14 protein-coding genes are annotated in these 13173 nt (G+C 55.9%); 1 reads left to right on the forward strand and 13 read right to left on the reverse strand.

Annotated elements, in window-relative coordinates; genetic code table 11:
* From ACQ4N7_RS16870 to ACQ4N7_RS16905, 8 genes are all read right to left on the reverse strand, one after another.
* A complete protein-coding gene (locus tag ACQ4N7_RS16870) occupies positions 1 to 243 on the reverse strand; it encodes a hypothetical protein (protein ID WP_430712661.1) in 243 nt (80 codons plus the stop codon).
* Positions 244 to 381: 138 nt separating this feature from the next.
* A complete protein-coding gene (locus ACQ4N7_RS16875; RefSeq protein ID WP_430712662.1) occupies positions 382 to 990 on the reverse strand; it encodes a 2OG-Fe(II) oxygenase in 609 nt (202 codons plus the stop codon).
* 7 nt (positions 991 to 997) lie between these two features.
* On the reverse strand, positions 998 to 1489 hold the full coding sequence (locus ACQ4N7_RS16880; protein WP_430712663.1) for a DUF411 domain-containing protein: 492 nt from the start codon (positions 1487 to 1489) through the stop codon (positions 998 to 1000).
* Between the two features lie 285 nt (positions 1490 to 1774).
* Positions 1775 to 2290: a hypothetical protein gene (locus ACQ4N7_RS16885; protein ID WP_430712664.1), complete on the reverse strand. Its 516-nt coding sequence runs from the start codon at positions 2288 to 2290 to the stop codon at positions 1775 to 1777.
* A gap of 63 nt (positions 2291 to 2353) precedes the next feature.
* Positions 2354 to 2776 carry a hypothetical protein gene (locus tag ACQ4N7_RS16890; protein ID WP_430712665.1) on the reverse strand — a complete coding sequence of 141 codons (423 nt, stop codon included), beginning with the start codon at positions 2774 to 2776 and terminating at the stop codon, positions 2354 to 2356.
* Between the two features lie 72 nt (positions 2777 to 2848).
* Positions 2849 to 3637, reverse strand: a complete 789-nt coding sequence (locus tag ACQ4N7_RS16895) for a hypothetical protein (protein ID WP_430712666.1) — start codon at positions 3635 to 3637, stop codon at positions 2849 to 2851.
* A gap of 445 nt (positions 3638 to 4082) precedes the next feature.
* Entirely contained in the window at positions 4083 to 4769 is a 687-nt protein-coding gene (locus ACQ4N7_RS16900) for a DUF2834 domain-containing protein (protein WP_430712667.1), read from the reverse strand.
* A gap of 104 nt (positions 4770 to 4873) precedes the next feature.
* Positions 4874 to 5047 carry a hypothetical protein gene (locus tag ACQ4N7_RS16905; protein ID WP_430712668.1) on the reverse strand — a complete coding sequence of 58 codons (174 nt, stop codon included), beginning with the start codon at positions 5045 to 5047 and terminating at the stop codon, positions 4874 to 4876.
* Between the two features lie 320 nt (positions 5048 to 5367).
* Here ACQ4N7_RS16905 and ACQ4N7_RS16910 point away from each other — a divergent pair, with 320 nt between their 5' ends.
* Positions 5368 to 6984: a diguanylate cyclase domain-containing protein gene (locus tag ACQ4N7_RS16910; RefSeq protein WP_430712669.1), complete on the forward strand. Its 1617-nt coding sequence runs from the start codon at positions 5368 to 5370 to the stop codon at positions 6982 to 6984.
* A 30-nt stretch (positions 6985 to 7014) separates the two neighbouring features.
* Here the strand turns inward: ACQ4N7_RS16910 and ACQ4N7_RS16915 are convergent, their stop codons facing one another.
* From ACQ4N7_RS16915 to ACQ4N7_RS16935, 5 genes are all read right to left on the reverse strand, one after another.
* Positions 7015 to 8307 (reverse strand): MFS transporter, encoded by a 1293-nt coding sequence (locus ACQ4N7_RS16915; protein WP_430712670.1) that lies wholly within the window; start codon positions 8305 to 8307, stop codon positions 7015 to 7017.
* A 17-nt stretch (positions 8308 to 8324) separates the two neighbouring features.
* Positions 8325 to 8735, reverse strand: coding sequence for a DUF1636 family protein (locus ACQ4N7_RS16920; RefSeq protein ID WP_430712671.1), 411 nt, complete (start codon positions 8733 to 8735; stop codon positions 8325 to 8327).
* A 52-nt stretch (positions 8736 to 8787) separates the two neighbouring features.
* On the reverse strand, positions 8788 to 9597 hold the full coding sequence (locus tag ACQ4N7_RS16925) for an iron-siderophore ABC transporter substrate-binding protein (RefSeq protein ID WP_430712672.1): 810 nt from the start codon (positions 9595 to 9597) through the stop codon (positions 8788 to 8790).
* A 202-nt stretch (positions 9598 to 9799) separates the two neighbouring features.
* Entirely contained in the window at positions 9800 to 12304 is a 2505-nt protein-coding gene (locus tag ACQ4N7_RS16930; RefSeq protein WP_430712673.1) for a TonB-dependent siderophore receptor, read from the reverse strand.
* Positions 12305 to 12584: 280 nt separating this feature from the next.
* A complete protein-coding gene (locus tag ACQ4N7_RS16935) occupies positions 12585 to 13058 on the reverse strand; it encodes a helix-turn-helix domain-containing protein (RefSeq protein ID WP_430712674.1) in 474 nt (157 codons plus the stop codon).
* Positions 13059 to 13173 lie beyond the last annotated feature (115 nt).

A 13173-nucleotide genomic window follows, 5' to 3' on the forward strand; every position in this document is an offset into this window, starting at 1 on the left:
TCAACTTCTTTGGGTGGGCCGCCGCGAGGGTGGCTTGCGCCGGGAGGGCTTGTTTTCGGGCTCCAGCATGTCGGGGTGCTGCGCTTCGAGCAGAAAGACGCGCCGACCGTCGGTGATGCGGTAGAGGGTGGTGCAGGTGCAGGTGTGGCCCTCGGCCCGCAGCTGGGTAGCCCGTTCGGCGCAGGCGGCCTGGGCCTGTTCGACCTCTTCCCAGTCGCTTTCGAGAAATATTTCCTGAATCAAACTGATTACCGCCGCTCAATACTGCAATACTATGGTCCTAGCTTACTGATTTTGTCTCTAACCTGTCATAGTGACCGACAGCAAAGCTACGAATCCTGCACTACTCTAGCTATTCGCAAAAACGTGTAAGCCCATGGCTCAGCGCTTGGTTTTTGCAGGGGCCGCAGCCCTGGACTCGATCAAAAATTCGGGAATATCCCAAAGAGCATCGGCATCGAGGGTGTACTGTTCGCACACGAGGCTGAGGCGGCTGCCGGGGCTGGCCATCGCATTTACCGAGTGGGTTAGGTCGCCCTGAAAGTGCAGCAGCATGCCGGTTTGGGGCTGAATTTGCGCCACCCGCTGCCGACCTCGCTGTAGCACCAGTTCACCGCTGGCCAGGTCGGGGGGCACCTGCACGTAGAGAACGCTGACCTGGTCGGGTGGGTCGATGGTTTTGCAGTAGGAGCGCAGTGAGCGATCGATGTGGGGGTCTACCCGCGAGCCCTGCTTCAGCAGCAGCGGGTTGAGGTAAAAGGCGTTGCAGTCGGGCAGCAGCGCCTGGTCGAGGTAGGGCTTGAAGTAGGGAAACTGACGATCGACCTCGGCCCGACCCGCCTGGGTGAACACCACCGAGAACCCCTTAGTGGCGACAAAATCGCGGTTGAGGTTGTTGGTGGCAAAGTAGCGGCAGGCCTGAATACCTCCCCGCAGGTTGTGGAGGTAGGCATCGGCAAAAGCCTGGGGCTGGCAGCGGTAGTAGGCCATCGGTTCGCTAGGGATGCTCGGCAAAGGTCGCCGTTTCGCCCGCCTGGGTAAACGAGACCACGGTGTAGGGATCGATGCGATCGCCCATTTCCATCCCCGGAGAACCCATGGGCATGCCTGGGGCCGCAATGCCGAGCACATTGGGCTGCTCGCTTAGTCGCTGCACATCGGCCGCCGGCACGTGGCCTTCGATCACATAGCTCCCTACAGTTGCCGTATGGCAGGAGGCCACGGCCTCTGACACGCCGTACTGGGCCTTGAGGGCAGCCATGTCTTCGGTGACGACATCCTGCACCTGAAACCCGGCGGCTTTCATATGGTCGACCCAGTGGCCACAGCAGCGGCAGGTGGGGCTGCGGTACACCGTTAGCTCAGGCAGATTGGGCTGAACAGATTCACCTGCCATGGCAGTGGTGGGCGCAGTGAGGAGGCTCAGCAGCGCGATCGCCACCACCAGCAGACCCACCACCCACCGATTGAGTAAGCCCCGAAGAGTCATCAAATACTTGTCTCCTGCGACATCAAGGTGTCTTATCCCTACTCCCAGGATACCTCTAGAGCATTGGTACAGTCTCCGTGTTGCAGCGAGGCCGGGGCACGCGAGCCACAACTGCAACAGTCAGCTCAAGGTGCTACTGGGGCCATTTCGCTGACCCCAGACCCCCTTCGACCAGGGGCGTTCCGCCGCTGACGATAAGATAGCAACCGGGCCGCCAGAATTGAGATCCTGACGGCCCGGGTGAGTATATTCAGGGTGAGAAATAGCCGTCTCGGCTTAGGCAATCTAGCGCTTGCCCAGCCACTTGGCGGCGATCGCGCCCACGGCGGCCCCCACCAGCGGGTTGCTGAAGAACTTCAGAATGCCGGGCTGGTCGGCCAGCACGTCCTGGAAGATGTCGGGGTGGCTGTGGTAGGTGAAGGAGGCCAGTTTGGTGACGTCGTCTTCGTTCATGCGGCTGGCGTGGTGGGTCGAAAGGCCCAGCTGACGCTCCAGGTCGCGATCGCTGAGGCCGCGCTCTTTCAGGTGCTTGAACAGGTCGCGGGCCACGTCGTCGCGCTCCTGGGGCTTAATTTGGGAAATTGCCTTGCGCAGTTCGGGCTCCATCTGGCTGGGGGGAATGCGATCGGGGTGAAACCCACGCCCCAGCTCCCGCCGCTCCTCACGCGAGGAGCGTTTGGCAAAATCGTCGAAGTTGGCATACTCGCGCTCGGGCTGAGTCGAGCGGCTGTCAATGCTCTCGACATTGCCACCGGCCAGATCGTTCATAATCTGGCGTTTGTAGTCTTTGCTGCTGCTCATAACTTATGTCCTGCTCTTTCTAATGGCTTTGAAATGAACTGTTTTTTGAAGGAATGAAACCGTCTACTGGTACTGGACCTGACGGGTCGTATCGTCGTAGTTGGCCGTCAAAATTAGCTCTTTGTCGGGAGCGTAAACTAGCACGCTCAGGTCGCGGTTAGGAAACTTTTTGTGAAAACCCTGCACCAATGACTGGGCTAAAGTTTTGACTTCTCGAGGTGCTACGTCGGGCGAAATCACCACGCCGAGCTTGTCGTTGTCGCGCACGTAGGCGTCGCTAATTAGCCCTCGGGCGGTCTGCATGACCCAGCGGCCATAGTTTTCGCCGCTGGCGGTATCGCCGCGCTCAAGCTGGCTATAGGCGGTGGGGGCTAGCCCGGTGCCGGTGCTAGTTTGAGTCGCGGTGCCACAGGCGCTAGTGGTAAACAACACGACGCCCAGGCACAGGGCAATAACCCCAAGGCGGATAGATTTCAAGATATTCACGAGATTTTTCCTCAACGGGTGCAGTTGGTTTAAGGATTCACGCGGCTGAATTCGCCACGTTGACCGAGTTGTCTATGGTTTCAGCGGGGGCTTCAGCGGAACTCTACTTGGGTTAGAAGCGTGGGGTAACCCTGTTGCCGGGGGCACCGTTCCCTCTCGGCGCGTCTCTCGATGGGGGTAGCGCTGATCCATCGGGTGATCGACCTGGTTGTAGGGGTTGTCGCGGCCAGCAGACACGTGACCGTTGCCCGCAAGACCGCCCCCCGAAAGAGAAGAATCGCCGCTGAAGGTGGCATTGGGTGAGCCAGCGCTAGCCACGCTGTCGGGAACTTGGTAGACGCCCCAGTCTTGAATGCCAGCGGCCTTTAGGGTGCGCTCTGCACGGGCAATTTCAGGCTCAGTATCTTTGAGCATGACCAGGTAGTCGCCCTGGGCCACGCGATCGCGATAGTGCTTGGCCCGGTGCTCAGGAATACCCATGCCAATCAGGGCACCCACTAGACCACCAGCGGCAGCCCCAGCGGCACCGCCCACCAGCGTGGCCAATACCGTAGCGGCTTCTCCAGCCAGTACGGCTGGGCCAATTCCCGGTATGGCTAGCGTGCCCAGACCCACGAGTAGCCCGGTGACGCCGCCCAGCAAACCGCCCGTGACGGCACCAACGGCACCGCCCGTATCGGCCTGGTTGCCTGCCTCATCTTTGACTTTGACCCCAGCGATCGCGGTTTGCCGCTCCGGGTCTTTGGCAATCACCGAAACGTGACTCATAGAAAAGCCTGAGTCGTTTAGCGCCTGCAAAGCAGAAGCCGTTCTGGGGCGATCGGGAAAAACTCCCACCGCGCGTCTGTGTTGTGAAGCCATAGATTGCTTCCTCCTGTTTGTGAAGCCAGCAACCGTTGCAAAACCGAGGATAAACGTTGAAAACGCCGGTAAAACTGGTGGCAACCGTTGCATCATCTATCGTTTTAAGCGATCGCTCAGGCTAGCCTCATCGCTCATTGGAGGGAGCCCCAGCTGATAGAAGGGAGGAGATTTTGAACTCTTGATCTACTCAACTAGAGGCTGTTCGATAACTCAAATAAGTGGCGCAAAAACAAGACCCTTTACTGATTCTATTTGTCAAAAATCAGCCTATAAAGATTAAGCCGTTAAAACATATCCAATACAGAAAAACCTAACCTTCTCCTAACCCTTCAAGAAGCCTGAGCCACCTATGCAATAGCGTTTTTTGATTTTTAATTCTGCATTTTGAACTCCGCGCAGCGGTACTAATCATTCTTCGGCCAAAATTAATTTGTTCAATGGGCTACGTGGCGTTTGAACTTGCGAATCGGGCGCAGGTCTGCTGGTTGCTATCTGGTAGCTCGGGCCGCCAGCACAGGTACATCAGCGGGCCAAACAGGGGCACCAGCGCGATCGCCCAAAACCACTTAGTTGAATCAACCCCGCGCCGCTGCATATCGTCATCGAGCAGCGACGTGAGCGGAAAAATGACTCCCATTAGGCAAAAATCCAGGCTGATTAAATGCACAAAGGCGTGGGTATGAAACTGCGCCCAAAAGTCGGCCCAGTCGCCAGTGATGACTGCAAAGCCAATCAACGCGATCGCCGCTATCAACAGCCCAACGCCAGTAGATCGCCGGTCTAACCAGCTCAGCCACTCGTCTTTTTGACCGTAGAAGGCATGGTTGCGCTGCCGCATGAGTAAATAGGGCAGCAGGCAAATTACCCCGGTAAAATTTGAGGCTATGAAAAAAGGCCAGGCTGGAAAAGGCTGCATGTGGCCATCGGCAAACATCAGGCAGGCGTAGATCATGGGCCAAACCCCCATTAGCCAGAAAATGGCCAGCAGGTAAGCATTGATCTCACCCCAGTGCAGCGTCACCAGCTGACGGGCAAACGTCCAGGTATAGGGGCGATCGAGCGGTGCCAGCCAGAGCACGTAGCCGACAAACCCAACCCAAATAGCGGCTAAGATCAACCGTCTACCCATCTAGTACCCCCTATGTAGCCCCCTCACGCCTTCTGCGTACCTGAGTTTGATTTTTAAGCTGATTGAGGGGTTTTGTGCTCTATCCAAAAGAGCATTGCCGGGTTTCAGCCAGACGCTGGCTGAGCGGAGTCAAAGCCAGCGGCTACATCGATAGGAAGAATTGCTCCAACCATAGCCGTCCTACCGACTTCCATCAGAGAACGCTGGCTGAGCGGAGTCGTTGGCGAAGCCGCCCCAGAGGGACTAGCCAGACGCTGGCTGAGCGGAGTCGAAGCCACAGGGCTACCTATCCTACATCAGCGGTACATCGCAATCGAGCACCGTCCGTGCTAGCGAGATCCGCCAGCTAATGCGCTCTCCTGTCAACGGTTCTTTGTAACATGCCTCCAGTACTACATAATTTTCTTAAATTTCAATCCCTAGGGGAGGTATTATTTCGGCCTTTTTTTGTGAGGATGTACTTCACTATATTTTTCGCCAGCCCTAGCTCTCTGAAACGTTGGAGTGCGCCGTCTGGGAAAAGAGATAGTTAGGGGGGCATAAGCGGCTTCTGCTAGTGATCTTGCCCAATTAATCTGATTCTTGCAGGTTTTCTTCCATGGCCGAGGCTTCTCCAGGAAAACATAATACTCCTCGCTTTTGGAATGAGATCACGCCGGATTCTGTCGATGCCAATCTGCCGCCAACGGCATGGCGGCACGAAGCGACGGTGAACAAACAGATTCAGGTTTATGCCCAACTCCACCTGCTGCAACAGCTGATGGATTCGCTCCCGGTCTGCATATCTTATATTGACCAAAACCGCTGTTACCAGTATGCCAATACCACGTATCAAGCCTGGTTTGGCATTAAACCCGAAGACATCTATGGTCAGCCCCTTGAGAAGGTAATTGGTGCGGAGGCCTACCAAAAGGCCAAAGCCAATGTCGATCGCGCCCTGTCAGGAGAAAACGTGGTCTACGAGGCCGTTATGCCCTACTTGTCTGGGCAGCGCCACGTGCAGGCCACGCTAGTGCCCGACTACAGCATAGAAGGCGGGGTGCAGGGCTATTTTGCGCTAGTTCAAGATATTAGCGATCGCAAAGCCGCAGAAATTGCCCTTCAGCGCAAGGCAGAGCGCGAGCACACCCTCTGGCAAATTACCCAAAAGATTCGCCAAACCCTAGACCTGCAAAGTATTCTCGCTACCGCCACTGAGGAGGTGCAGAACTATTTGCGGGTCGATCGCACGCTCATTTTTCAGTTCACCTCCGACCACGCTGGCGAAATTATTCAAAGCACTACACAGTCAGACTGCCCGATCGCCGCTGATGCCTGGCAGTGGCAGGCAGACGGATTGCGACAGCTCTGCCACCAGCACTACGGCCAGGGCACCGTCAGAGCGATCCCCGATTTGGGCATCGAAGCGGACGATTTTTGCATCAACCAGTGGATTGAGGCGACAGTGGCTAAGTCAGCGATCGTGGTTCCCATTCTGCAACCTCAGCCCCAGGGGTCAGGCAACTTGTGGGGCCTGCTCATTATCCAGACTTGTACAACCTACCGGCAGTGGGAACCGGGCGAAGCGGAGCTACTCGAACAGGTAGCTGACCAGCTGGCGATCGCAGTGCAGCAGGCCAATCTGCTAGCTCAGGTGCAGTACCAGGCCAAATGTCTGAGCGAAAGCAATCGGGCTCTAGAGCAAGCCAATCAGCGCCTAAACGACCTGAGCTACCGCGACGAGTTAACCCAGATTGCCAATCGTCGCTATTTTGACATCGTGCTGCAGCGCGAATGGAAGCGGATGGGCCGCAGCCACCTGCCGCTCTCGCTGATTATGTTTGATGTTGACTACTTCAAGCAGTTCAACGATCGCTACGGGCACCCCGCTGGGGATGATTGCTTGGTCACCGTGGCTCAAACCAGCCAGCAGGTGATTAACCGAGCGACGGATGTGCTGGCCCGCTATGGGGGAGAAGAGTTTGCGGTGGTTTTGCCCCAGACTGACCTGGCAGGTGCATCCATTCTGGCCGAAGCCATTCGTACCAGCATTCGCAACCTCAATATCGTCAATTTTGAAACGGCTACCGAGACGGTCTATGTCACCGTTAGCCTGGGGGTAGCCTGCCAAATACCTAGCCGCAATACCTCTGTGCAAACGCTGATATCGACGGCTGACGAGGCCCTTTATCGAGCCAAGCAGGCAGGGCGCAATCAAACGGTCTGCGGCGAGTAAGGCTCTTTAACCCAAGGCGGATCGATCGGGTTAGGGCAGCGAGCGTTCGAGGCGCTTGAGATTGGGCATCCAGCAGCCCGCCAGACCTACTCCAACCATGGCCAGGGCGCAGGCCACGTACAGCAGCGCCATGCCCGCGCCGGGGCCAGTGCCAAGGCTGCCGCCCCAAAACTCGGCGAGACTGGCACCGGGGGCCATAGCTGGTTCTAAAATGCGATCGGCCAGGGGGCCAGCGACGAGGGTGGCTCCGGCGCTGACTACCTGCAATACCAGGGCATTGGCCGCAAACACTCGGCCCTGCTGCTCTGGAGCAATTTTTTCCATCCAGAGGGCGGTTTCGGAGCTGCCCAGCAGTGGAAAGTTGAGCGAAGAGCTGAACTGTGCCGGTACCCAGACCTGGGGCGATCGCCCCAGGCCAAATATTGTTTTGCTCAACCCTGCCCCCACAAAACCGGCCAGCATACCGGCCACCCGGCGCTTTGGCCCGCCCCAAACGCTGAGCAAAATAGCTCCGATCACACCGCCCAAGCCTGCTGCCGAAGCGGTACTGGCCAAAACCACAGCGCTGCCGTTCGAGCGCGCCAAAATCATCGGGTCGTAGACGGCCCCACCAAAATCGTGAAAGAACCAGAACAGCGTGCTGATCAGCAGCAGCGCCCGTAGGTTAGGCTGTCGCCACACTGCGCGAAAACCAAAGGTGAGCTTGGCCAACAGGGTTTCGAGTTCTGCCCCAACCGGCGGCGGCTGGGGAATCTGGCAGGTGCAGAGGGTGGCGATCGCCACCGCAAAGCTAACCAAATCGATGCCCAAAATTCCCAGCAGGCCCACCAGCGGGTAGAGCACGCCAGCCAGAGCCGGGCCAAAGATGGCGGCTCCGTAGTGCACCGCCGAGTTCATGCTGTTGGCTCGAATCAGCTGGGTGGGGGGCACCAGGGTCGAAATTGAGGTTTGATAGGCCAAACTCTGGATCTGGCTAAAGCCACCGTTGAGAGTTGCCGCTAAATACAAATGCCAGATGTGTAGGCTATCGCTCAGGTAGAGCAGGCCAATGCCAACGGTCGATAGAGCGGCAATGGCATCCCCCAGCATCATCAGTCGTTTGCGGGTAAAGCGATCGCGCCGCCGCTCCGTAGGAGAGTCGACAATTAGCCCGGCAAAAAGGGTAATAGGAATTCGAGGAATCTGAGAAAAGAACCCTAACAGCGCTACAGCGGTGGCCGATCCAGTTGATTCCCAGGCCCAGAGGGTCAGGGCAAACTCGGTCATATAGCTACCAATGGTAGATACGAGTTGACCGCACCAAATAGTTGTAAACGTACGCACAAACTTAATGTATAACCTTAGGATGCTGTGCCTGAATTACTCGATTTTGAAGATGGAATGCAAGCAATAAACTCGGTTTTTAAGACCTCTGGAAACTGCTTCCAGGGAATGCTGCCGCTCTTGCTATCGAGATAGCGTTCACTCAGTTGCAGAACGGCCTCGGCAATTTCGCCGTGGTTGCCGTCTTTAACTAAGACTTTCGCCAGGGCGTAGGTGGGTTTGCTGTCTGCCGACAACGCAATAGAGCAGGGATGATCGCAGGTCCACAGACAGTCTACGCCGCGCACCTCTAGCTCTGACTGGCGCGACCAGGTTTGGTGCAGGGTTTGAATGCGATCGCACAAAACCGCTCCATCTGCGGGCTGTTCTGTAGGTCTTTGCTCTAATTGTTGGCAGGAACGACAGATAAAAAGCGTGGATTTTGGCATGGATTTATCATCATGAAACAGCTCAATGAATGCTCTGACTGAAACTTTCTAATCAAGCTGGTTGAGCATCTTTCACTAAGTATTTGAACAAGTCATCGATCACCCCATCGGCGGCCAGAGGATTGCCGCCTCTCCAGGTTGGATAGTTGACTGAGTAAACCCGATCATTTTGGACTGCCCTGAGCTGTTGCCACAGCGGATTTTGCTTGAGTTCGGCTATGGTCTCTGCTGCCTCAAAGCCGTCGGTCGCGACAAACAGCACATCGCCGTCAATGTCCATCAATCGTTCCTCAGAGAGCTTCACAATACCGCCATCGATAGGTACAGCCTGGGCTGGTGGCCGACGCAAGCCTGCGTCGGCCAAAATGCTGCCGTTGAAGGAGTTGCTTAAGTCCAAATCAATCGTGCCGCAGCAGGTGTGGACGAAGGAAACTTCTAAGTTTTGCTGACTTTTTCCTAGCGCAGTTTTTAACGACTCAATGCGCTGATCGTAGCGACTCCAAACCTCTTGGGCCAAATCTGTTTTCCCCAACGCGTCAGCGACAAAGTCAAAGTGACTTCGCCAGGAGGGATATCCTTCCCAATCATCAGCGACGGTGGGAGCAATCTGCGCTAGCTGGCTGTAAATGGGTTCGGTAGAGTACTGAATGCCAATGATTAAATCGGGTTTGAGGGCCACAATCTTTTCAAGGCTGGGTTGTTCTTCTTTGCCCAATATTTGAATGGAGTCTAGATGCTCGACCAGGTAGGGCGGCGGTTCGTCAAAATAGACGATGGTGGCGATTGGTTTGACCCCTAGGGCGATCGCATCCCCCAGGCTGGGCACGCTCAAGGTAATCACGCGCTGCGGCTGATTGGGCACACAGGTTTCCCCTAGAGCATGGCGAACCATGCGACAGTTTGACGACTCGGGCGCTGATGGTGTCGCAGACGGTAAACGGCCTGAACCCATACAGCTCTGGATCAGAGCTACTAAAAAAACTCCGGCTAAGAACAGTTGAATGCGTTGCCGCCAGGACTTATAGATCATAAGCTTGCATCCTTAAATCACCTATTTAGCGCGCCTAAAACGACCAGGAAACCGTGCCTCTGACAGTAAACGGTGCGCCGTAGAAAACGCGCAGAGGGCTTTCGGCGGCTTCAAAGTAGGTGATATTAAACAGGTTCTCAAGGTTTAGCCCCACCCGGAAATTTTCTCGTTCATAGAATACCGAGGCATCGGTGCGGGTATAACCAGGTACCTGAAAAGAATTGTCGAGATCACCCTGGCGATCGCCCACATAAAACAGCCCCAGCCCAAAGCCTAAACCCTGGAGCGACCCCTCCTGAATTTCGTAGGTTGTCCACAGGCTAGCGGCGTGTTCTGGCACGTTGTTGAGGCGATTGCCCACCGCCAACGTGTTGTCTGCCGTAATCTGGGCATCGGTGTAGGCGTAGCCCGCCACAATGTTCCACCCCGGTAAAATTTCACCCGTGGCCGTAAGCTCAACCCCGCGACTTCTCTGCTCCCCCGTTTGCACCGAAAAGTTGGGGTTAATGGGGTCTTCGGTTAACACATTTGTACGCGTAATTTGGTAAAAAGCCAAAGTAGTCGAGAGTCGATTGTCGAGCCAGTCAGACTTGATGCCGACTTCGTACTGATTGCCCCGCTCGGGTTCAAAAAGAGTGTTGTCAAAGGCGGTGCCCACGCTCTGCAAAAACGAGCGGCTGTAGCTGGCATAGAGCGCATGGCTGTCGCTGGGTTGATACACCAACCCCAATCGCGGGCTAAACGCTGTATCGTCCTGAAAGGCCTCTGTGCCATCGGCAAACAGCGTTTGCTGGCTCACCAGGTCAAACCGTCCCCCCAGTAACAGTTTTAGCTGGGGCAGCAGGTCGATTTGATCCTGCACATAAACCCCCACCGAGTTGGTAATAAACGGTTCTCTCGGGTAGTCGGCAACGAACTGCCGCTGGGCGACCCCATACACCGGATTAAAAATGTCGATGGGGTCGAGGATAAATTCTTGAGCACTGGAGGCATAGATATCGCGGTTGACATCAAAGCCCAGCAAAAGCTGGTGCGAAATGCTGCCCGTTTGCACACGGCCTGTCAGGCTGGTGTCAAAAGAATAATTATCTTGAGACTGGTCGCTAGTGCTAAAAATTCCTCGCTCTAGCGTGCGCTGATCAGCGAGCAAATTTGTGGGAAAGAGCGAGTTTTGGGGCGTCTGCTGAAAACTGGCTCGAAACGAATTTTGCAACTGCCAGTCGGGGTTGATCTGGTGTTCAAGGGTATACCCCAGTCGCAGCACGTAGCGATCGTTTTTGTCTAATTCATCGTTGGGTTCACCAATGAATCGACTGCGCGGCAGCTGCCCATTGATATTGGGCAGAACGGTGCCTACTGCGGGTAGGCCGCGATCGTTGGGCTGTTCAGAAATGGTGTATTCCCCTTCAAAATTGATCAGAGTATCGGGGCCAACCTGCCAGCTGACGGTAGGAGCAATGACGTAATTGCGGCGCTCAAAAAAATCAATGAAGGTTGACGAACTAGAAGCGCCTGCGGTGAGACGATAGAGCAGCGTTTCAGACTGGTTGAGCGGTCCGGTAAAGTCTATAGAGCCGCTATAGGTGTCAAAGTTGCCAATGGTTCCTTCCACAATGTAGTGGGGGGTCGCCAAGGGCTTTTTGGTCACAATGTTGACGGTGCCGCCGGGCGCACCCTGGCTAAATAAGGCCCCCGCTGGGCCTCTCAACACCTCAATGCGCTCAATATTGGGAATTGCAATGCGGGAGGTAATGTTGGTGTCGTCGCGCAGCCCGTTGCGCAGAATGTTTCTACCCGAAAAACCGCGAATGGTATAGCCCTCAAAGGCAGACTGAGACGAGTTGTCGGGGCTAATGCCAACCACCGTGCGAAGGGCTTCGTTGACGCTTTGCACCTGCCGATCTTCCAATAGCTCCTGGGGCACCACCTGCACCGAAAAGGGGAGATCGCGCAGGGGGGTATCGGTTCTGCTACCGACGGCGGCGTTGGGAACGCGGTAATCGGGTTGCCCCTGGCCCGTTACCCCAATTTGAATGGCGTCTTCAGTACCGCCAACCTGGGCTACTCCTGGCGCGACGTTGAAGACCAAATTTCCTGTGGCTGTGTCAATCTGGGCGGTGGGTGGCCCGTCGGTGCCGGTAATGGCCAGCCGCACCGTGCCGTCGGGCAGGCTGGTTACCTGAACCAGGGCAATGCCCTCAGCGGGGCCAAACTGCTCGGCTGTACCCTCGTCGGCCAGCTCCAGCCCCGCATTGGGAATATCGGCAATCAGCGCGTTGCCCTCGGTGCGAGAGGTGCCGATCGCCAGGGGGCGATCGCTGACCAGTTCAATTCTCAAGCCCTCGGGGGTATCGGTGATTTGCACGTCAGTAATCACCGCTGCGGTATCGGCTTGCTCCTGGGCGATCCACTCCTCTACGGTGAGTGCCGCTGGGGCTGGCTCAGAGTCCTGAGGTGGCAACTCTGCCCCAGCTAGCGGGGCGGTTACGCCTGCCAGTAAGCCCATCACAAACAGTCCGAAGCCCAACTTTGAAGTCATCATTCCTCACACCACAACTAGCCGCCGAATTCGTCAGCGCTGGCAAACGAGAAGTATTCTCAATTAGATGAGATTCAGACTATGGGGTTTAGAGGTGGCTTTTCTCTGCGACCGGGACTTTTTTCTCTGCGATCGGGACTTTTTGAATATTGGGTTCTCCTTAATGCTTAGTCCCTAAGATGGTGCATCGCTGCGTGGATGCACCCTACGTTTCTCATCTTTTGGGTAACGCCTAGCGGCATGGACGATTGATATAAAAATCGCGCCCAAAACCGAACCCCTAAGCACCCCGGCAGTTGGCTAGCTGATACGCTTTGGGCGTTATGCCAAACTTGCGCCGAAAGGCACCACTAAAGGCCGTTGGGCTAGCGTAGCCCACGATCGCTGCAACTGCCGCAACCGATCGCTGCTGCCCCAAAAGTTGACAGGCTTTTTCCATGCGCTGCTGAGTGAGATAGCCAAACACAGTGGTGTTGAATACCTGGCGAAAACCTTCCTTGAGCTTGCGATCGTTTAGGCCCACCTGTCGCGCCAAATCGATCAGTGAAGGTGGCGTTTGGAGATTGCTTTGCAGAATTTGCCGCGCCTGGTGAATGCGCTCTAGATCGTCGCGATGAAAAACGGGTTGAGCGGTGCCGCCGTCGTCGATCGCGTCTAGAAACAGGGCAATCAGTTCGAGGGATTTGGCCTCTAGGTAAAGGGTTTGGGTCATCCCCTGGTACGGGCACTGCAAAATTTGCCAGTAATTGGTCACAGCGATAAGGGAGGCTTAATGAGAAAGCCTCCAGAGCTCCAGGATTATGCCGGTAAAAGAGCAGGGGGCGAGCACCCCGACGAGGCGATGAGCTCAAAGAGATTGTCCACGGCGT

The organism is Nodosilinea sp. AN01ver1 (assembly GCF_050565655.1).
GTDB lineage: Bacteria > Cyanobacteriota > Cyanobacteriia > Phormidesmidales > Phormidesmidaceae > Nodosilinea.